General features: G+C 44.6%; 17 protein-coding genes and 1 pseudogene. 10 read left to right on the top strand and 8 right to left on the bottom strand.

Annotation, left to right across the window (positions count from 1 at the left end; translation table 11 throughout):
* The first annotated feature begins 102 nt into the window (after nt 1–102).
* The 7 genes from ONZ52_RS09420 (at nt 103) to phnE (ONZ52_RS09390) (ending at nt 7,138) form a co-directional block, all read left to right on the top strand.
* Entirely contained in the window at nt 103–966 is an 864-nt protein-coding gene (locus ONZ52_RS09420) for a hypothetical protein (protein ID WP_265218363.1), read from the top strand.
* Nucleotides 855–1,994, top strand: a complete 1,140-nt coding sequence (locus tag ONZ52_RS09415; RefSeq protein WP_265219380.1) for a sensor histidine kinase — start codon at nt 855–857, stop codon at nt 1,992–1,994. Before ONZ52_RS09420 ends, ONZ52_RS09415 begins: the two co-directional genes overlap by 112 nt.
* Nucleotides 1,995–3,362 carry a sigma-54-dependent transcriptional regulator gene (locus ONZ52_RS09410; RefSeq protein ID WP_265218362.1) on the top strand — a complete coding sequence of 456 codons (1,368 nt, stop codon included), beginning with the start codon at nt 1,995–1,997 and terminating at the stop codon, nt 3,360–3,362.
* Nucleotides 3,363–3,595: 233 nt separating this feature from the next.
* Nucleotides 3,596–4,639 carry a phosphate/phosphite/phosphonate ABC transporter substrate-binding protein gene (gene phnD / locus ONZ52_RS09405; RefSeq protein WP_265218361.1) on the top strand — a complete coding sequence of 348 codons (1,044 nt, stop codon included), beginning with the start codon at nt 3,596–3,598 and terminating at the stop codon, nt 4,637–4,639.
* A 98-nt stretch (nt 4,640–4,737) separates the two neighbouring features.
* Nucleotides 4,738–5,523: a phosphonate ABC transporter ATP-binding protein gene (gene phnC / locus ONZ52_RS09400; protein WP_265218360.1), complete on the top strand. Its 786-nt coding sequence runs from the start codon at nt 4,738–4,740 to the stop codon at nt 5,521–5,523.
* Nucleotides 5,511–6,320, top strand: coding sequence for a phosphonate ABC transporter, permease protein PhnE (gene phnE / locus ONZ52_RS09395; protein WP_265218359.1), 810 nt, complete (start codon nt 5,511–5,513; stop codon nt 6,318–6,320). Before phnC ends, phnE (ONZ52_RS09395) begins: the two co-directional genes overlap by 13 nt.
* Before the next feature lie 20 nt (nt 6,321–6,340).
* Nucleotides 6,341–7,138 (top strand): phosphonate ABC transporter, permease protein PhnE, encoded by a 798-nt coding sequence (phnE, locus tag ONZ52_RS09390; protein ID WP_265218358.1) that lies wholly within the window; start codon nt 6,341–6,343, stop codon nt 7,136–7,138.
* 77 nt (nt 7,139–7,215) lie between these two features.
* Here the strand turns inward: phnE (ONZ52_RS09390) and ONZ52_RS09385 are convergent, their stop codons facing one another.
* From ONZ52_RS09385 to ONZ52_RS09375, 3 genes and pseudogenes are all read right to left on the bottom strand, one after another.
* Nucleotides 7,216–10,344 (bottom strand): efflux RND transporter permease subunit, encoded by a 3,129-nt coding sequence (locus ONZ52_RS09385; RefSeq protein WP_265218357.1) that lies wholly within the window; start codon nt 10,342–10,344, stop codon nt 7,216–7,218.
* 3 nt (nt 10,345–10,347) lie between these two features.
* A pseudogene (locus ONZ52_RS09380) lies at nt 10,348–11,277 on the bottom strand (efflux RND transporter periplasmic adaptor subunit); the annotation flags it as partial.
* Nucleotides 11,256–11,537 (bottom strand): hypothetical protein, encoded by a 282-nt coding sequence (locus tag ONZ52_RS09375; protein ID WP_265218356.1) that lies wholly within the window; start codon nt 11,535–11,537, stop codon nt 11,256–11,258. The gene ONZ52_RS09375 and the pseudogene ONZ52_RS09380, both read right to left, overlap by 22 nt.
* Nucleotides 11,538–11,630: 93 nt before the next feature.
* Between ONZ52_RS09375 and ONZ52_RS09370 the strand changes: the two genes are divergently transcribed.
* Nucleotides 11,631–11,903 carry a TetR/AcrR family transcriptional regulator gene (locus tag ONZ52_RS09370; protein WP_265218355.1) on the top strand — a complete coding sequence of 91 codons (273 nt, stop codon included), beginning with the start codon at nt 11,631–11,633 and terminating at the stop codon, nt 11,901–11,903.
* Nucleotides 11,854–12,210, top strand: a complete 357-nt coding sequence (locus tag ONZ52_RS09365) for a hypothetical protein (protein ID WP_265218354.1) — start codon at nt 11,854–11,856, stop codon at nt 12,208–12,210. The genes ONZ52_RS09370 and ONZ52_RS09365 overlap by 50 nt, the downstream gene beginning before the upstream one ends.
* On the opposite strand, the gene ONZ52_RS09360 is transcribed toward ONZ52_RS09365, so the two are convergent.
* From ONZ52_RS09360 to ONZ52_RS09345, 5 genes are all read right to left on the bottom strand, one after another.
* The gene (locus ONZ52_RS09360) at nt 12,211–13,092 is read right to left on the bottom strand and encodes a DMT family transporter (protein WP_265218353.1); all 882 of its coding nucleotides are present in this window, start codon (nt 13,090–13,092) and stop codon (nt 12,211–12,213) included. It abuts the gene before it with no gap.
* A gap of 119 nt (nt 13,093–13,211) precedes the next feature.
* Nucleotides 13,212–14,525 carry a Na+/H+ antiporter NhaC family protein gene (locus ONZ52_RS09355; protein ID WP_265218352.1) on the bottom strand — a complete coding sequence of 438 codons (1,314 nt, stop codon included), beginning with the start codon at nt 14,523–14,525 and terminating at the stop codon, nt 13,212–13,214.
* A 285-nt stretch (nt 14,526–14,810) separates the two neighbouring features.
* On the bottom strand, nt 14,811–16,010 hold the full coding sequence (locus ONZ52_RS24685; protein WP_321160295.1) for an outer membrane protein assembly factor BamB family protein: 1,200 nt from the start codon (nt 16,008–16,010) through the stop codon (nt 14,811–14,813).
* Nucleotides 15,955–17,151 (bottom strand): PQQ-binding-like beta-propeller repeat protein, encoded by a 1,197-nt coding sequence (locus ONZ52_RS24680; protein ID WP_321160294.1) that lies wholly within the window; start codon nt 17,149–17,151, stop codon nt 15,955–15,957. Before ONZ52_RS24680 ends, ONZ52_RS24685 begins: the two co-directional genes overlap by 56 nt.
* Nucleotides 17,152–17,326: 175 nt before the next feature.
* Complete coding sequence (locus ONZ52_RS09345) at nt 17,327–18,520, bottom strand: FAD-dependent monooxygenase (protein WP_265218351.1); 1,194 nt, start codon at nt 18,518–18,520, stop codon at nt 17,327–17,329.
* 333 nt (nt 18,521–18,853) lie between these two features.
* On the opposite strand from ONZ52_RS09345, the gene ONZ52_RS09340 reads away from it, so the two are divergent.
* Nucleotides 18,854–20,308, top strand: coding sequence for a circularly permuted type 2 ATP-grasp protein (locus ONZ52_RS09340; RefSeq protein ID WP_265218350.1), 1,455 nt, complete (start codon nt 18,854–18,856; stop codon nt 20,306–20,308).
* Nucleotides 20,309–20,310 lie beyond the last annotated feature (2 nt).

Genomic DNA, 20,310 nt, shown 5'->3' with positions numbered 1-20,310 from the left:
GTACACGGGCTAAAAGTTGGCATTAATTTTTCATTGTACTAACCGACACAAGAATCGTACGAACGTGTCATCCAATTATAAAAATAACAGGACAAGTGACTAATGGGTATTCCCACATTACTTTGGCTTCGCAATATCGGCATTGGTGGTCGGCTTTTTCTCGCCTTTGTGCTGATTTCCTCTATTACAATTGTCGCAAGTGGCTTGTCAACCAATACCTATTTGCAACTAAGTGATCGTCTTTTACTACTGAAATACCAAGACATTCCGGGCCTAGATGCCGCCGCTAGACTAAACGATAAAAGTCGTCTCATTGTCGCAACGGCGCCACTTCTGGTCACTAGCGATGCCGCCATATCTAGAGAGCAAACCATGGCAGCACTCAGTCTTGCTATTAGTGAGATGGATGCTTTAATGCGCAACTTACCGGATTACAATCGATACTTTTTGGAACTCATCACCCAGATCCAAAACAGCCTCACGTTACTAAACCAAAGCGTTGAACGTCGCGAAGTCATAAGACGCGAATTAGCACAATCGTCTTTACTTATCTTTCCTTTGTTTGAAGCCCTAATTCAGCAACTGAATCAGCTAGAACGCAGTGCCGAGTTAGAACAAGTCATTCATCGACTTCATTACTTCTCAGGTTTAATGGAAAAAATCAGCAACGATGCGTCATTCAACGAACTTGATTACACCTTTTTACGGCTGGAAAAGCTGGGGGGAAATCGCTCAATATCTGACATTACTGCCACAAGTCTCACCGCCTTTAGCGCAAAACTTACTAGCGCTTTTAAACATGAGGCTCTCGGCAAGGCGAACTTTTTCAACTCAAAAACGAAGAATTGGATTTACTGTATCAACAAAGCTTTTTACTTGAAAACAGTCAACGACATATTCAACAATTGGCCGCCCAAATCAACCAATATACTAATTATACCAACACCAGTATTCGTGGTTCTTTAGAAGGTGCCATTAAATCCATCAACAGCAGTATTCGTAATATTTTACTGTTGTCTCTTATTAGCTTGAGCATTGCCTGTGCCATCTCTTGGTTTTATGTCCGGCGCAATGTGCTACAACGCATTGTAGAATTACAGAAAAACATGCGTGCTATTGCCAGCTCACAGCTAGACACACAAATCCGTATAGCTGGTAATGATGAAGTGTCTAGTATGGCTAGGGATCTGCAATACTTTCAACAAACGGCCATTGAGGTTGAACGAACTAATCAAAGGCTCGCCGCCGAAATCGAAGAGCGAGTGGCCGCCGAAGCACAATTAAAGGCGACCCAAAATGAACTGGTACAAGCTGGAAAACTCGCTGCACTAGGCCAACTTGGTGTGGGCATTACCCATGAAATAAACCAACCCTTAACCGCCATCGCAAGCCACCTTCATACGGCGGGGCGTCACATAGAAAAAAACCAATTGGATAAAGCACAAAATAGCCTTGATAAAATTGGCCAACTACTCACCAAGATCACCCGCATCACCAAACACCTTAAAGCGTTTGCACGCGTTGCGGGCACAGAACTCACTCCTGTCTGTTTGGCAACCGTCATAGAAGATGCTATCGAATTGATGTCTAGCCAGATTGATGAGCAAAACAGCATACTCAATTATCAGCCAAGCAAACTGTCGCTGCACGTATTAGCCGAACCAATTCGTCTTGAGCAAGTAATGGTTAATCTTATTAGCAATGCCGTTGATGCCTTGTCTAGCGCATCGGTCAAACAATTAAACATTGCGGTGTACGAACTCAACGATAGAGTCATGGTCGAGGTGAGTGATACGGGCATAGGCATAGAAGCAGACAAAATTGAGCAAATATTCGATCCGTTTTTTACCCAAAAAGACGTAGGGCAAGGCCTCGGACTAGGCTTATCCATCAGCTATAACATAGTGCAAGATTTTGGTGGTCAAATTAAAGTGGTATCCGCTCCCGAAAAAGGCAGCTGCTTTACCTTAGTATTAAACAAGGCAGAGAAATAAATGAACAACACAAACAAAGTTATCATTATCGACGACGATCAAGCCATTATCGAAGCACTAACCGAAATGCTTGAGCTAGAAGGTTTCCAGATCAGCAGTTATTTAAGCGCCGACAAAGCCATTTCCACGTTAAATCATCAGACGGCCGCTGTCATTTTAAGTGATGTAAGAATGCCTAAAATGGATGGCTTAAGTCTTCTGGCTCGTATTCAAACGCTGGACAGCGAGCTGCCCGTTATCCTGATGAGTGGTCATGGGGATATTCCGATGGCGATAGAAGCCATGAAAGAAGGTGCTTACGATTTTCTCGAAAAACCACTGCAACCTGCACTACTGATCAACCAACTGCAGCGCGCAGTGGAGAAAAGGCAGTTAGTATTAGAAAACCGGAAACTAAAGCAAAATATTGCCCAACAAACAGGCTTAGAAGCCCTCATTATTGGAGAATCAGCGGCCATCAAGAGCATTCGTCAACATATATCTTCTTTGGCTCAAGCCAATATCGACACCATTATTTACGGTGAAACGGGCTGTGGTAAAGACGTCGTTGCCCGAGCTTTGCATCAATTTAGTCTTAGAAACAAAGGCCGATTCATTGCCATCAACTGTGGTGGCATCAGCGAAAGCCTGATTGAAAGCGAGCTATTTGGTCACGAAGCTGGTGCCTTCACAGGCGCTAATAAACGTCACATTGGCAAAATAGAAGCCGCCAATGGGGGCACCTTGTTTCTTGATGAAATAGAAACCATGCCACTACCCGCACAGATAAAATTATTAAGAGTGTTACAAGAACGCACGATTGAACGCGTTGGTAGTACCCTGCCCATTCCCGTTGAGCTGACCGTCATCGCTGCCAGTAAGGACAACCTTGCCCAATTAGGCGAAGAGGGAAAATTCCGTAAAGACCTGTTTTACCGCCTTAACGTTGCCAGTCTCACCATTCCACCTCTCAGAGATCGTCCTGAAGACATCCTTCCCCTTTTCCATCATTACGCCCACAAAGCCGCCGAGCATTTTTCTCGCCCTCTACCTCTGATCACATCTGCGTACTTAGAATACTTAATTCAACACCCGTGGCCAGGCAATGTACGTGAACTAAAAAATGCCGCCGATCGTTTTGTGCTCGGTATCAGTGAAACCTCCCTCGCCTCCATTAAACGCGAAGACGATAGTAACGGCAGTTACGAAGAACGCATGGAGCAATTTGAACGCCACATTATCGAAGAAGGACTAAGAGTCACAAACGGCCAATTAAACGAAGCGGCCGAACTGTTGGATATGTCACGCAAGACACTGTATCGCAAAATGAAAAAACACCAATTAGATAAACAACACTTTAAAGCGTTCGAAGATGAAGGACAAGAATGACCCATTTTTTATTTCCAATGAGACTCTAAAGTCCCAACACCTAAAAAATATAAGCCTAATAAACACACAACCCTATGTTTTATATAGTTTTTTCACTATTGGCACCAGCCTTGCTATATTTTATGCGCCGACAAGGCAGTCAATCCAGTGAACCCACAGGATTGACTCATCTCCGACAACGGAACCTCCCGACCGGTGATAACAATAAAAAATACATCTCGAGGAAAACAATAATGTCTATTAAATTACTGACTGGTTTAATGCTCTCTAGCTCACTCTTGATAGGAAGCAGTGTCGCTTTAGCCGATGATTGCAGCTATCGTGGCGTACTGGATGATAAGTTCTGTGATGAAAACTACGACCTCGTCGCTGATCTTCCAAAAGATCAAAGCCAATGGCGCGATCCTAGTACTTTAGTGTTTACCTACACGCCGGTAGAAGATCCTGCAGTTTACAAAGACGCATTCAGTGACTTCCAAAAATACCTTAGTGAAGTGACGGGTAAAAAAGTCGTGTATTACACGGTTCACTCCAATGCGGCCGAAGTGGAAGCTTTGCGCTCAGGTCGTTTACACATTGCAGGTTTCTCAACAGGTCCAACAGGTTACGCGGTTAATTTAGGCGGTCTTGTTCCTATTGCCGTAAAAGGCACCGAGGAAGCCTTTCAAGGCTACAACCTAGTCACTATTGTCCGCAAAGACAGTAGCATCATGAAAATGGCGGATTTAAAAGGCAAGGTCGTTGCCCATACATCGGCATCGTCAAACTCGGGAAACCTTGCTCCACGAGCGATCTTTCCAGCGCTAGGGCTGACACCAGATCAAGACTATGAAGTCAAATACTCAGGCAAACACGACCAGTCTGTTATGGGCGTATTGTCAGGCGATTACGATGCCGCTCCGGTTGCTTCTGACGTTCTAAAACGTATGATTGATGCCAAACGTATCAATGAAGAGGACTTCCGTATTATTTATACCAGCCCCCGTTTTCCAACCTCTTCGTTTGGGTATGCTTACGATTTGAACCCAGAACTGGTTGAAAAAATTAAACACGCCTTTTTCACCTTCCGCTTCCCCGCTGAAATGCAAAAAACCTTTGGTGGCGCTGATCGCTTCTTCCCAATTACTTATAAAGAAGATTGGCAGGTCATCCGCGATATTGCCCACTCTTCTGGTACCGCCTATACCAAAACAGGACTTAAGCAGCTGGCGGAAGCCGATGCCGCTAAAGCCGCTGCCGACAAACGCGCCAAAGAAGCTGCCAGCAAAAGCCAATAAGCAGCGACTACTCGCTTAATCGATTAAAAATTCACTTAATACATGCTAACAACCTAAAGCATCAGGTTGTTAGCCCTCTTCGCCTGTAGGAAACGATTATGTCTGTCACCCAAAGCTCTACTGAGCACTCAAACTTCCTTGAAATTCTCAACTTAAAAAAAGAATACACACCTGGCAACCCCATTTTAAAAGGCATAGATATTCACATTACGGAACCTGGGATTGTGGCCATTATCGGCCCGTCTGGGACAGGAAAAAGTACTCTATTACGTTGTATCAACCGATTAATTGATCCCACGGAAGGAAAGATCTTGTTTGATAACGCCGACCTTTGCTTAGCCAAAGGTGCTCAGCTACGCAAACTACGCCGTCAAGTTGGCATGGTGTTCCAAGAGTACAATCTTGTTGAGCGCCTCACTGTGATTGAAAACGTCTTAACTGGAAGGCTCGGTTATATGTCTGCATGGCAAGCGTGGCGCCGCAAATTTAGCCAACAAGATATCAATACCGCCTTTGAATTACTCGATGCCGTTGGTTTAACCGAACATGCGAGTAAACGTGCTGACAGTTTATCTGGCGGTCAACGTCAACGTGTCGGTATTGCCCGAGCCGTAATGCAAAACCCTCGTATCTTGCTTGCGGATGAACCGACCTCATCGCTTGATCCTAAAACGGCAGTCGAAATCATGGAATTGTTAGAGCGTTTTTCACAAGAAAAAAATATTCCCGCTTTAGTGAATATTCACGACGTTAAGCTAGCTAGCCGCTTTGCGAAACGCATGATAGGTATGAGTAATGGCGTGGTAGTGTACGATGGCCCACCAGAAGGCATCACTGACGAGCACCTAAAACAAATCTATGGAGGTGAATCATGGCTGGCGTAAACTCAACTCACTCACAAGTAAATATAGACAGAGAAAATCCGTTTAAGCATAACTGGCTAGTAAGCTCACTTTGGCTACTGGTCATCTGTTATGTCATCTACTCCTTCAATGCAATGGATCTGAGCTTGGGGCGAATTAGTGATGGTTTAGGGCACGCCAGTGAATTATTAGCACGCATGGTGCCACCCAACTTTGGTCGTTGGTCGCTACTCTTAAGCGGCCTCATAGAAAGTTTAGAAATTGCTATTATTTCAAGTATTTGCGGCATTTTCATTTCATTATTCCTCGGATTATTTGCCGCACGTAATTTAATGCCAAGCTGGATCAGTACGCCTGTACGGGCTTTGATTGCCCTTTGTCGCACTTTTCATCCCGTTATCATTGCTATTTTGTTCGTCAAAAGTGTTGGCTTTGGCGCGCTAGCAGGCATTCTCACCCTCGTCGTTGCGTCAATTGGCTTTATTGCCAAACTGTTTGCTGAAGCGATTGAAGAGATTTCTCTCAAACAGGTGGAAGCCATTCGAGCGACCGGTGCCGGTTTTACCAGCATCATTTTATTTTCCGTCATGCCACAAGTATTTGCGCGTTTTATTGGCTTTTCAACCTATCAGCTCGACTCGAATTTGCGTAACTCCACCATGGTCGGCATTGTCGGCGCGGGCGGATTAGGAGGAACTTTATTCTCGGCCTTCCAGCGCTTTGATTATGACTTTGTGGCGGCCATTTTAATCGTCATTATCGCTCTAATCATGTTTGGCGAGTTTCTATCCAACATCGTTCGACGCATTTTTCGCTAACCTGACTTAGGAGCATTTTTATGAACGCTATTGATCATCATTGGCAACGTTTTACGCTAAAGCAGAAACTCTCTCGCTATGCTGTCTATTTGGTTTTGGTAATAGCTTTTATCCAGTCCATTCAATCTGTCGAGGTAATTCCCGAGTTCCTACTGGATGCACCAGAACAAATGGCAGATATGTTTTCTCGCATGTGGCCCATGGATTTCGCCTACTATCCAGTCACGGTTCATGACGCCATGATTGAAACCCTCAACATTGCCACACTGGGAACCTTAATTACGTTGATTTTTGCCATTCCTTTAGCCCTTATGAATGCCAGCAACATCGTAAGCTCAACTTGGTGTCACTGGATTTCAAAGTTTTTTCTGGTGTCTTCGCGCTCGGTAAACTCTTTAGTTTGGGCGCTCTTGTTTGTCTCTATCTTTGGCCCTGGAGTCATCGCTGGCGTATTGGCTATTGCCTTCCGCTCCATAGGTTTTGTTGGCAAACTTTTAGGAGAGGCACTCGAAGAAGTTAACATGGGACCCATTGAAGCGCTAAAAGCCACTGGGGCATCTTGGCTGTCTATTTTACTAAAAGGTTATTGGCCACAAGTCTTACCCGCTTTTTTTAGTATCGTCCTTTTTCGTTGGGACATTAATGTCCGAGAGTCTGCGGTACTTGGGTTAGTGGGCGCGGGCGGTATCGGTGTAGTACTAGATGACTCAATGAACTTGTTCCAATGGGACCGAGTTGCTGTATCGTTATTAGCGATTTTCATTATCGTAATTCTAGCCGAAATTCTAGTGGTAAACGTGCGTAAGCGTCTCATCTAAACAATCGCTATGACTACCCGTTAAGCAATAAAAAAGGAGTCCGCATTGGACTCCTTTTTGTTTATACAGTCAAAAAATCAATCGATATTCTTTGACTCAACCAAACCATCAGGACGCTTAGGAAAAATACGTCGCACCACAACAAAGAACAGTGGCACAAAGAAAATCGCCAACACAGTTGCGGTTAATGTACCACCCACAATACCCGAACCAATCGAGATTCGACTGTTGGCGCCAGCGCCAGAAGACAAGGCCAACGGCAGTGTTCCTACCATGAATGCCATCGACGTCATAATAATCGGACGTAACCGTAAACGAGCCGCTTGAGCAGCTGCATCCCATACGTTCAACCCTCGACGGTAAGCCGCTTCCGCAAACTCAACGATCAATATCGCGTTTTTCGACGATAGACCAATGGTCGTTAACAGAGCCACTTGGAAATACACATCGTTTTCCAAACCACGTAAATGCGCTGCTGCTGCCGACCCAATGACACCAAGCGGTATCACCAATATCACCGAGAATGGCACTGTCCAACTTTCATATAGAGCCGCAAGACACAAAAACACAACTAGGATAGAAATCCCATAGAGTATTTGAGTTTGTCCGCTTGATAATCGCTCTTGATAAGACAGACCACTCCACGCGCCAGTTACACCAGCTGGCAAATCGTCAGAAATACGCTGCAACTCATCCATTGCGGCCCCCGAACTCACCCCATCGGCTCCTGAACCTTGGATTTCATAAGAAGCTAATCCATTGAAACGCGTTAAACTTTTTGGTCCGTAAGTCCATTCACTCTTAGCAAATGCCGAAAACGGCGTCATGGTGTTACCACTACCACGTACATACCAATGTTGTAGATCCTCAGGGGAAGAACGGTATTGCGCATCACCTTGCATATAAACAGTTTTGACTCGTCCACGATCAATGAAGTCATTTACATAAGAGCCTGCCCATGCGCTACTTAATGTTGAGCTGATGTCCGACAAAGACAAACCGAGTGCCGAGGCTTTTTCTTGGTCAATATCAATATGCAGCTGTGGTGCCTCTGAATCAGAACCAAGACGAACACCGATCAACAGAGGGCTAGTGTTGGCGTTTTGCAATAGCGCATCACGCATTTCCAATAAGGTGGCTCGGTCAGTGTTACCCGTTGCTTGTAGCTGGAAAGTGAAACCACTACTTTGCCCTAACCCTTGAATAGATGGCGGTATCAACGAAAAAATTCTCGCATCTCGCAGCCCAGCAAACGCACCGTATGAACGGCCAACAATCGCACCAGCACTGTTTTCTGGTCCAACACGCTCGCTCCAATCTTTTAAGGCAACAAATGCCATACCGGCATTTTGTCCGCTGCCCATAAAGTTAAAACCAGAAATAGTGAAGATGGCGCTTACATTATTTTTTTCTTTTTCCAAAAAGTAGCTTTCCACTTCTCGCATCACTTTGTCAGTACGAGACATGGAGGCACCTTCAGGCAAAGACACCATCACCATGACACGGCCCTGATCTTCCGTTGGCAAGAAACCAGACGGTAAGGTCATCATTAAACCACTTAAGCCAGCCACAATAATGCCGTAACCTAGCATCCAACGAACAGGCTTCTTAATAATGCGATTAACACCACTAAAATATTTCCCTGTTGCACGATCAAAATTACGGTTAAACCAAGCACCTAAACCTTTTTTAGCTGTTTCATGATTAGCTTTTAAGAAGGTGGCACATAGAGCTGGCGTCAAGGTTAATGCAACCAAAACAGACAAAGTCATTGCCGCAACGATAGTGATGGAGAACTGGCGATAAATCACCCCAGTGGAACCACTAAAGAAGGCCATAGGCAAAAACACCGCAGACAAGACAACCGCAATACCAATCAAGGCACTGGTAATCTCTTTCATCGATTTTATCGTTGCCTCTTTGGGAGACAATTTATCTTCTTCCATTACTCGTTCGACGTTCTCAACCACAACGATCGCATCGTCCACCAGCAAACCGATGGACAAAACAATACCAAACATAGTGAGTGTATTAATGGAGAAGCCAAATAGTTCTAAAATACCAAATGTACCCAAAAGAACAACAGGCACGGCAATCGCCGGTATTAATGTTGCACGCCAATTCTGCAAAAAAATGAACATGACGATAACAACTAACAAAATAGCTTCAAACAGTGTTTTCACTACCTCTTCAATAGAGATACGAATAAAGCTAGTATTATCAACCGGATACGAAAGCTTATAGCCATCTGGTAAACTACCAGACAAACCATTTAATACTTTTTTAACCGCCTCAGAAGTAGACAGCGCATTCGCTCCAGGAGCCAGCATAACCGCCATACCTGAAGCCGGATGACCGTTCAAACGTGGAATATAGCCATAAGACTCACTGCCTAATTCGACTCGAGCCACATCACTTAAACGAACCGTAGCACCGCTATCATCATACGCTAGAATAATATTGTTAAATTGCTCAACTGTTTGCAACTTAGACTGTGCCGTGACGGTAACGTTTAATTCTTGCCCTTGCACAATAGGGTAAGCTCCTAGGCTACCCGCTGCGACTTGAGTATTTTGGGCACTAATGGCAGACGATATGTCAGAAGGCATTAGTTTATAAGACGCTAATTTCAGCGGGTCTAACCATATGCGCATGGCATATTCCGCACCAAACACCTGAATACTACCGACCCCATTCACACGGGAAACGGGATCTTGAACTGTCGAAACCAAAAAATCCGAAATATCATTCGCAGTGTCTTGGTCTGTTTCATCATAAATGGCCGCAACCAGCAAAAAATCTGAGTTCGATTTTTTTACAGTCACGCCATTTTGCTGCACTGAATCGGGCAGATTCGAGGTGATTTGCTGTATTTTGTTTTGCACTTGAACTTGAGCAATATCCGCATCCGTACCTTGCTCAAAGGTCACATTGATACTGGTACGACCGCTAGAACTGCTTGAGGAAGAAAAATACAACAAGCCGTCTAAGCCGGTAAGCTGTTGCTCCAGTATTTGCGTCACACTGTTCTCAACCGTTTCAGCAGAAGCACCAGAATAAGTCGCCGAAATACTAATAGTAGGTGGCGCTACGTTTGGATATTGAGCAATCGGCAGGTTCAAAATGGACGCAAGGCCTGCCAACATGATCGCAATGGAGATAACCCATGCGAAGACCGGACGATTAATAAAAAATTGCGCAAACATAGATTAGTTCCCTTGGGCTGAAGAGCCATTCGAGTTGTCGGCAACAATCGCGCCAGTTTGACTATCACGCTTCATATTTACCGTGGTCACCTCACTTCCCGATCTGATTTTTGACGACCCTTCAACAACGACTTTATCACCCGCCTTAATACCTTCCGTGACTAACCACTGGTTATCTACTGTTCTTTCTACAGTCAGAATTCGGCTTTCTATTACATTGTTCGCATTGACCACATACGCAATGGGATTGCCTTTTACATCTCTAGAAACGCCCTGCTGTGGTACCAAAAGTGCAGCATTATGAGTCAATTCATGGATCAAACCACGCACAAACATGCCAGGAAGCAACAAGTTGTCAGGGTTAGGAAACTCCGCACGAAGTGTGACACTGCCTGTCGATTCATCCACACTGACTTCTCGTGCTTTTAATGTACCTTGATCTTGATATTTGGTGCCATCTTCCAACAACAAAGCAACCTTATTAGAACCCTTTTCAACATCATCTAATGCCAAAAAAGTGCGCTGTTTAAGCTGATCCAAACTGGTTTGCGCCAAGTCAACAAAGATTGGATCCAATGAACGTACTGTCGTCATTACCGTCGCTTGACTGCCTGTTACCAATGCGCCAACCGTTACTTGCGAAATACCGATGCGGCCATCAATAGGCGAACGAATTTTGGTATAATCGAGATTAATTTTGGCACTTTCTAGTGCGGCTTCTGAGCCTTTTTGTTTAGCTGTTGCTTCTAAAAAAGCTACTTGCGCATCATCAAGATCTTGCTGAGACACGTTATTTTGCTTGCGCAATTGCGTGTAACGCTCATATTTTAGCTGCGCGGACTTTAGGCTGGCGTTGGCAGATTCTAAATCAGCCTGTGCTTGCTTGTAGGAAGAAATATAAGTGGAATCATCTAGCTCATAAAGCAAATCTCCAGTCTTAACATCTTGACCTTCTTCAAAAAACGCTTTTTTACGATACCCCCCACTTGTGGGCGAATCTCCGCAACCAAGCTAGACGTAGTTCGGCCAGGCAGTTCCGTGATTAAATCTATCTTTTGGGGTTCGATAGTCACAATACCCACTTGAACTTTCGGTGGGGATGGTGCAACAGCAGACTTAGGCGCCTCCTCCTGACAACCAGCCAACAACAGAACAAGCAGCACACTTGAAGCATATTTAAATCTAGACAACATTGAGGAGACTTCCTTTTGAAACATTGAGAATGATCATTCGCTAGCACTATAATATAAGCTATATACCTAATATATGACAAAACGTGCAAATAAATGAGAACTAATAAATTACCCTATGACAGCGCCCAACGGAAACAATGCATTATTGATGCCACGGAACAACACGCACTAACAAAAGGCTTCCATAAAGCAAGTATGAGCGAAATTGCTAAATCCGCAGGATTAAGTGTAGGGCAAATTTACCGCTATTTTGCCCACAAAGACGACATTATTCGTGAGTCTCGTCGAACAGTTTACACAAAAACGATTACAGTTTATGGCCTCTTTTCTGGACAAAAAAGATTGGTTAAATCGTCATTTTTCTGAGGAAAATCAAGAAACTCATAACATGAGAGTGATGCATGCAGAAATTCAAGCCGAAGCCACTCGAAACCCTGTCATTGCTGAAATCTACGTAGAATCCCACAACCGCTTACAAAACAGAGCTGTGGGTATTTTACAATCACGCTATCCAACCATCACCAAAAGCGAGGCTATTGCACGAATTGAAATGCTAGTGACACTGACAGAAGGATTACTGGTCCGCTGGGATTTCCAAACAAGACCTTTCAATGAGGAAATGCAACAAATTTATCGCCAAACATTGGATATTATTTTACCTGACAACATTTAATTAATGAGGTTTAAAAATTGCTCTAATTTGTGGCCAACGGCTCACTATCATGGCAATAAAGATCAGTAAACAACCAATCACCTGACCGCCCCCCATAGACTCGCTAAACCAAAATACAGCGAAAATAGCGGTCCATACAGGCTCTAAATTCATAATCACCGCAGCATGACTGACAGGCGTCAAACTCATCCCATAAGTCTGCAATAAAAATCGTAAACTGCTAGCAATCAAGGTACTTGCCAAAAACCAACCTGCGACCTCAATACTAATGCTGTGTGGTAAGGTTTCTGTTAACAAAGAAAGAAACAGTAGCAAACACCCTGCCACACTTAATTGAATAGCCGTCAGAACTAATGCGTGCATACGCATTGAAAAACGCGACAATAAGTTCAATTGTAAAGCTGACCCTAGGGCAGCCCCCAAAAAATACAAATGCGCAAATTCAAAGTCTAAACCGTTATTGAGTGCCAAAAAACCAAGTCCAATAATCGCCACTGGCAGAGCAACCCAAATGCTCAAAGGCGGCCTAGCGCCAAACATAAACCGTGCAACTACGGGAACGAGCACCACACCAAGACTGGTAATAAAAGCGCCCACACCAAGATTAGAACCTTGATCCAATCCCGTTACCCAAAACATCATGGTAATGCCCATTACCATGCCGACCAAACTGGCCTGCTTAACGTCTTGCCAGTCTAGACCTCGAAAATATTTTTGCCCTGCTAAAAATAATACGAAACCGGCAATAATAAAACGCACACCCATAAAAAACAGCGGTGGCAAACCGGCCAATGCTTCTTTCGAAAATATCCAGCCAAAACCAGCAAGAATGGTCACAAATACCAAAATAAGCTCAGCTTTTATATGAGTAACCTGTTTCAAACATCTTCCTTATAAAATAAAACGTACTAACATTAGACAACACAAAAAAGCCCGCACACCTAGTACAAAAAGACTAGATTAGCGGGCTTTGAAAAGGATTATTTACCCTTTAAGAAAGTCTATTTTGCGCCTTTAGGCCAAGCGATCACAATAGAAATCAAAGCAGCAACAGCCAACAACCAGCTGTACTGAACATAACCAATCAAAGCAAAAGGAGAAACCGCCGCCAAAGAAGAGGCTAGCAATATTTGCGCACCATAAGGTAAAACACCTTGTACCACACATGAGAAAATATCGAGCAAGCTGGCACTGCGTCTTGGATCCACATTGTAGCGTTCAGCGATATTTTTTGCGACAGAACCGTTGATTAAAATAGACACCGTATTGTTCGCCGTGCATAAATTGGTTAACGCGACGGCAGCACTGATGCTCAATTCTCCCGCTCGTGTTGAGCCAGCTTTGGCACCTAGTATACGACTAATACGCTCAATCGCACCCACTAGCCATGCTAAACCACCTTGAGATTTCATTAAAGCGGCAAGACCACCAATCAATAGCGAAAGAATCAAAATTTCCTGCATACCAGTGTAACCAGCATAAATATCAGAAGACCAAGAAGCCACTGTGTAATCGGCCTCCATAGTCAAACCAATCCCCCCCGCCAAAATAATCCCGCTGAACAAAACCAACATGACGTTCACACCAGCGATTGCTAGGCCTAGTACTACAACATAAGGCAAAACTCGAATGAGATCATAATCTTGAATATCAGCGATCTGCGCATGACTGCCTTGGAAAAACAACCACACTAATGTCACCAATGCTGCAGGTAAGGCAATCTTAAAATTCATGCGGAATTTATCACGCATATCACAGCCTTGCGTTCTCGTCGCCGCGATGGTGGTATCTGAAATAATCGACAAATTGTCACCAAACATAGCGCCGCCAATCACAGTACCAACCGTCAGTAACAAAGGTAAATCTGCCGCTTCCGCTACACCAATCGCGATGGGAGCAATCGCGGCGATCGTTCCCATGGACGTTCCCATCGAAGTCGCCACAAACGCGGTAATCACAAATAAACCCGGCAACAATAAGGCTGGAGGCACGACACTTAAACCGAAATTGACGGTGGCATCCACACCACCCACACTTTTTGCGACACTAGCAAAGGCACCAGCCAACAAATAAATCAGGATCATAGTAATAATGGTGTTATCACCCACACCATTAATAAAAGTTTCAATACGCTGATTAAAATGCCCTTTACCCAACAATATAGCCAAGGCTATCGCAGGCAAAATCGCGACGGGGGCAGAGATCTGATAAAAGGCAAAGTCTACACCTTCGGACTGATACCAAAGGCCACTACCAACAAAAAGAATAAGAAAAAGTAACAGTGGCAACAGTGCCAAAGGAGATTTAGAAGTCATATCGTCTGAGGATTCCAGATTGAGTTAGCCCTGTGACTTGTGATCTTAGGGAAGAAGGCGCGAATGATAGTAAAAAGTCATGCATGAGACTAATAATAAATCGCGATGTCGTTGTTACCAAACATTATAACAAAAAAGATTAAATTTAAAATTCATTATACCAAACAGATATATGCTTTTGACATAAAAAGCCCAGTATCAACCAGTCATCCATTTGACTCATTCACACTGGGCTAAGTCGTCATTAAATACGGCTAACAATCGAAAAAAGTGATAGCGAAAAAGCTATTTTTTAAGTTTGTATGCAACCACATAGTCGCCAATGGTTGTACCAATAGACCCGTGCCCGCCAGCTACCTGAACCACCATCTGCTCCCCCTTGCTGTTCAAGTAAGTCATGGGTGTAGCTTGCCCACCGGCAGGTAAACGGCCTTTCCATAACTCCTCGCCCGTAGCCATGTCATAGGCTCGCAAGTAGTTATCAACCGCCGCGGCCATAAAGACAACCCCACCATCAGTAATTACTGGGCCACCAATGCCGGGCATACCCATTTCTATTGGCAGCTTCAATGGTGTCATATCTTCAATGGTACCGTTTTTGTGCTTCCAAACAGTCTTGCCAGTTTTAAGATCGGCACCAGCCACATAACCCCATGGTGGTTGCTGACAAGGAACGCCCAAAGGAGATAAAAAAGGTTTTAACTGAACGGCAAAATTGGCACCATCGTTAGAGTTCACGCCTTGTTCACCTTTGTTTGTTTCACTCAAATCTAAGTCCGCTTTTGGTACTAGAGTCGATGTAAACGCGAGATACAAAGGCATCCCGAACATTTGTTGACGCTTCGGATCAACTGCAATGCTGCCCCAATTAAACACACCAAAATTGCCAGGATAGACAATAGACCCTTGCTCTGAAGGTGGCGTATAACGCCCTTCATAACGCAGCTGTTTAAATTCAATACGACACAATAACTGATCTAACGGTGTCGCCCCCCACATATCCGCTTCGGTTAAATCGGCTGGTTTAAAAGACAGTGCTGAAGTGGGCTGAGTTGGCGCCGTATAGTCACCAGGAATCGCGCCTTGCGGTGCTGGCTCTTCGGTTATTGGAAAAATCGGTTCACCAGTGGCTCGATTCAACACATACACATCCCCCTGCTTTGTCGGAACAACCAAAGCAGGCTGCTTGCCTGATGGGGTATCTAAATCCAATAAAGAAGGTTGCGCAGGTGTGTCCATGTCCCACAAATCATGGTGAACAAACTGTTGCACCCAAGACACTTGGCCGGTTTCTAAACTTAACGCCACCACAGAGGTAGCGTATTTTTCTTCTGCTGGACTACGGTACATGCCCAACTGATCCGGCGTACGATTACCCATGGGGAAATACGCTAATCCTAATTTTTCATCCGCACTGGCCACCGACCAACTATTTGGCGAGCCTCGTCGCATACACATCATCCGTGCCAATTGGCGCTGTATCATCAGGGTTTCCAGAATCCCAGTTCCACTTTAATGCCCCCGTTTTTACATCGTAAGCGCGAATCACACCAGAGGGAGAATTAATATCGTAGTTATCATTGACGGACCCTGCAACAATCACCACGCCACCAGCAACCAATGGTGGCGACGTAGAGTAATAATAACCTGACTGTTTAAACGGCATGTTGTGCATTAAATCCAAGACACCATTGTCAGCAAAGTTCGCACAACGGTCCCCCGTCGTTGGATCTACGGCTATAAGACGCGCATCGGACGTTGGTAAGAACAATTGGGCGTCACACTGCATACTATTTAGACTTTCTGCAGGAACAGACGCTTTTTGTACAGGTGGAAGCGTATCCACATTAGACGGTGGTAAGTAAGACACACCGCGACAAGTCTGGTGTTGACGCTGACTGTCAGCAGGCACTTTTGCATCGTATACCCATTGCTCCTCTCCGGTATCGGCATCCAATGCCACAAGCCAGTTATGTGGAGTACAAACATAAAGGGCATTCGCCAATTTTAGCGGAGTTGCTTCGTACGTTGTCTCGCCAATATCCTTTGGCCCTTTTTTATCACCAGTCTGATATTGCCACGCTAACTGAAGCTGATTTGCATTGTCTGGCGTAATTTGACTTAGAGGAGAAAAACGCTGCCCCAAATTACTACGTCCATAGGCGTTCCACTCTCCCTGATTGACATCCCCCATATCGGCATCAGACATAGTGACAGAACGTGTCATTTGACCTTCGAGTGTTGTTGGTGACGCCATGAACAAAGGAGATAGCGTCACTAAAGCCGTCGCGATCCAAACGGGAAGTAAAAAACGACTACCACCACGGTGTTTAAAATACGCCATGAGTAAGAGCGGAATAGCGAGAACTAAGAAAAGCCCCATACGCGTTGCAAGAGGCCACCAGCTTAAACCTGACTCAGTAATCGACCAAATCAAGGTACCAATTAACAACAAAGCATATAAAAAATTGGCGGATTTACTGCGTTTTTTTAACAATAAAGCAACGGCAATAAATGCCACACCAGCAATAACATAATAGAGACTGCCACCAAGTGACACTAGCCAGCCACCACCCACTAGCAAAGCTAAACCAATAGCCCAAAAGAGTACCGAGAGAACAATCATAGGACACAATCCCTTCGCGTTTAAATTCATTGTTTAATTCATAAAAAAATAAGCTACACGACAAAACAACCGTCAGCGGCTTAATTACAATAAATGATTACAACTCAAAGTAAAAGTGTAGTGCATAAAACAACAAAATAGACTTTTTTCTTACATATTTATCATCAAATCCATCTCAAACTTCAGTGACATCATAACCATACACGGTATCTAACTTAGATTGGATAACATTAGGAACAAATCGGCCAGCGACTTGGAGCGCAGTCAATTTCATCCTACCAAGCACGTCCCCATGCATGTGATATAAGCCGGCATTAGCTTTCGACATTTGCTGAATTTTAGTCGCTCTGGGTTTGCGTAAGTGTTCATATTGAAACAAAGCATCTTTCAAGCTATGGCGAGACAGGCATTTTGCCAAAACATAACCATCTTCAATCGCCATCGCCGCGCCTTGCGCCATAAAAGGCAACATTGGATGACAAGCATCACCTAATAAAACAACTCGACCTTGATGCCAGGTTGACAATGGCTCACGACCATTTAATGCCCATAAAAACGTGCTGCGTGCAGATTGAAGTAATTCGCTTACTTCGGGATGCCAGCCAGCAAACGCTCGCTTTAACTCGTCAACATTACCCTCTTCGCGCCATGACTCTGACAACCAATCACTTCGCTCTTCCACAGCGACAAAATTCACATAATCACCGCCACGCAGGTAATAACTGACAAAATGACGGCCTGGTCCTGCCCACACACAGGCATCAGGCTTCACATCAACAGTCAGATCACTCACTGGAATCACCCCACGCCAAGCAACTTGCCCCATAAAAGTTGGACGCTCTTGCCCTAACATTTGCTCGCGTACTTTTGAACGAATACCATCTGCACCAATTAACAAATCAGCGCTGAACACACGACCATCTTCGAGCAACAAACTGACTGGCTGACGCTCGAGGTTCTCGCGATAACTAACCACCGCAGCATTTAGGACCAACTCCACACCCGCTTGTAAACAAGCTTCTACAAGAACTCGGTGTAAATCTGCGCGATGCAAGTGCCAATAAGGCGCGCCATAACGACTTTCTGCCGAAGTCCCTAGAGGTGATTTAAGATAGTATTCACCCGTTTTATAGTCACGGATCGCTGCATATTCCGGCACAAAAGCAAAAGGTCGTAATTCATCCTCTAAACCCAAATGTCGTAACACTTTCAAGGCGTTAGGGCTTATCTGTAAACCTGCCCCCACTTCACTAAGCGTAGCGGCCTGCTCACAGACCACCACTTGCCTCCCCTGCTTAGTCAGAGCCAATGCAGCACACAAACCACCAATCCCCGCCCCAGCAATCACAACATGACTCAGCTGATCCACACACCTTTCCTTTTTTTATAAATAACAAATTTATATGAATTACAGAGCGCCATCTTAGCGAATTTCAAGCGGAATAAAACCGATCTATATCATGCTTAATAAAACCTAACGGGCAAAAAAAAATTTCAAATACTATGGCTCGATCCTTGCTTTATTCCCTCAGTAGTGCGAAAACACTATGCGTGACCTAACAAAAAGACAACGATATCACTGGGTCTAACCTTATAAAGTGAAGAAGTCTCCCCAATGTGGGGCGGATGCACAAAAAAGGCACACAATCATGTGCAAATTTAAAGCACCCACCTCCGGCTTGATAAAGAGAACGAGGTATACATGGAAAAACTAACGAGCCATTATCAGTCATCTAATTTTTTTGATGAGTTAATAGATGACAAGGGCGCCCCAAGATCTCCAGCAAAACAACTCTTGGGATATCTAGACAGTCTCTCAGAAGATGAACTCGAAAAAAGACGTCTCACCGCCGAAGCGACGATACAAGAGATGGGTATCAGCTTCACGGTCTACACAGAAGAAGGCAATATAGATAGAGCATGGCCCTTTGACATCATTCCCCGAACCATTGAAGCCTCAGACTGGAAAATCGCAGAAGCAGGATTAAAACAACGACTCACCGCCCTAAACCTTTTTATCAACGACCTCTACCACGATCAAAACGTCATCAAAGACGGCATTATCCCAGAACACATTATTAAAGACTCAAAAAACTTTCGACCTGAATGCGTCGGCGTATCGCCAGCCTATGGCGTTTGGGCACATATCTGTGGTACGGATTTAGTACGTGATGAAAACGGTGACTTCTTTGTATTAGAAGACAACCTAAGGGTACCTTCTGGTGTGTCTTACATGTTAGAAAATCGTGCTATTACTAAACGCGTACTGCCAGAATTGTTTGAAAACGAATCCATCCTGCCAGTTGACTCTTATACCTCACAACTGTTTGACACCTTAGCCGCTTTATCACCCAGAAACATAGAAAACCCAGAAATCGTTGTACTCACACCGGGTATCTATAATTCCGCTTATTTTGAACATGCTTTCTTGGCACAGCAAATGGGAGCAGAGTTGGTCGAAGGCAGCGATCTGTTTGTCGACAGCGACGATTGTGTTTATATGAAAACCATCGACGGTCCAGAACGTGTGGATGTCATTTATCGTCGCATAGACGACTTATTTATCGACCCTGAAGCCTTTGATCCTGAATCTGTGTTGGGTGTGGCAGGTTTGATGCGCGCATGGCGAGCAGGCAATGTGGCATTGGCTAACGCACCAGGCGCCGGTGTGGCCGATGACAAAGTCGTATACGCGTATGTACCTGCAATTATCCGCTACTACCTAAACGAAGAGCCAATTCTAAAGAATGTCAAAACCTTCTTGTGCGATGACCCAGAACAGCGGGCTTATGTGTTAGAAAATCTTGATAAATTAGTCGTTAAACCAGCCAACGAATCCGGCGGCTACGGTATGCTAGTTGGCCCACATTCCACCAAAAAAGAACAAGCCTTGTTTGCCGAATTGATTACGAAAAACCCTCGTAATTATATTGCTCAGCCAACACTAAAATTATCCACCGCACCAACACTGGTTTCCAAAGGTGTCTTAGAACCTCGCCACTTAGATCTGCGTCCTTTTATCCTGCAAGCCAAGGAGACCTACGTCACCACTGGCGGCCTCACACGTGTGGCCATGAAAAAAGGTTCCTTGGTCGTTAATTCGTCACAAGGTGGTGGTAGTAAAGATACTTGGATCGTAGAAACAAAGGGGCAGTAATC

Origin of the sequence: Marinomonas rhodophyticola (assembly GCF_026113935.1) — a bacterium.
Classification (GTDB): Bacteria; Pseudomonadota; Gammaproteobacteria; order Pseudomonadales; family Marinomonadaceae; genus Marinomonas; species Marinomonas rhodophyticola.
The sequence above is the reverse complement of the archived record's forward strand: the minus strand, read 5'-3'. Positions and strand labels throughout refer to the sequence as shown.

Bases quoted from the DNA above. Each gene is read 5' to 3' on its own strand.
- phnE (WP_265218358.1), top strand. From the start codon at position 6,341: ATGAACGCTATTGATCATCATTGGCAACGTTTTACGCTAAAGCAGAAA.
- ONZ52_RS24685 (WP_321160295.1), bottom strand. From the start codon at position 16,010: ATGATACAGCGCCAATTGGCACGGATGATGTGTATGCGACGAGGCTCG.
- phnE (WP_265218359.1), top strand. From the start codon at position 5,511: ATGGCTGGCGTAAACTCAACTCACTCACAAGTAAATATAGACAGAGAA.
- phnD (WP_265218361.1), top strand. From the start codon at position 3,596: ATGTCTATTAAATTACTGACTGGTTTAATGCTCTCTAGCTCACTCTTG.
- ONZ52_RS09410 (WP_265218362.1), top strand. From the start codon at position 1,995: ATGAACAACACAAACAAAGTTATCATTATCGACGACGATCAAGCCATT.
- ONZ52_RS09375 (WP_265218356.1), bottom strand. From the start codon at position 11,537: ATGTTGTCTAGATTTAAATATGCTTCAAGTGTGCTGCTTGTTCTGTTG.
- phnC (WP_265218360.1), top strand. From the start codon at position 4,738: ATGTCTGTCACCCAAAGCTCTACTGAGCACTCAAACTTCCTTGAAATT.
- ONZ52_RS09365 (WP_265218354.1), top strand. From the start codon at position 11,854: ATGGCCTCTTTTCTGGACAAAAAAGATTGGTTAAATCGTCATTTTTCT.
- ONZ52_RS09340 (WP_265218350.1), top strand. From the start codon at position 18,854: ATGGAAAAACTAACGAGCCATTATCAGTCATCTAATTTTTTTGATGAG.
- ONZ52_RS09385 (WP_265218357.1), bottom strand. From the start codon at position 10,344: ATGTTTGCGCAATTTTTTATTAATCGTCCGGTCTTCGCATGGGTTATC.
- ONZ52_RS24680 (WP_321160294.1), bottom strand. From the start codon at position 17,151: ATGATTGTTCTCTCGGTACTCTTTTGGGCTATTGGTTTAGCTTTGCTA.
- ONZ52_RS09420 (WP_265218363.1), top strand. From the start codon at position 103: ATGGGTATTCCCACATTACTTTGGCTTCGCAATATCGGCATTGGTGGT.
- ONZ52_RS09370 (WP_265218355.1), top strand. From the start codon at position 11,631: ATGAGAACTAATAAATTACCCTATGACAGCGCCCAACGGAAACAATGC.
- ONZ52_RS09355 (WP_265218352.1), bottom strand. From the start codon at position 14,525: ATGACTTCTAAATCTCCTTTGGCACTGTTGCCACTGTTACTTTTTCTT.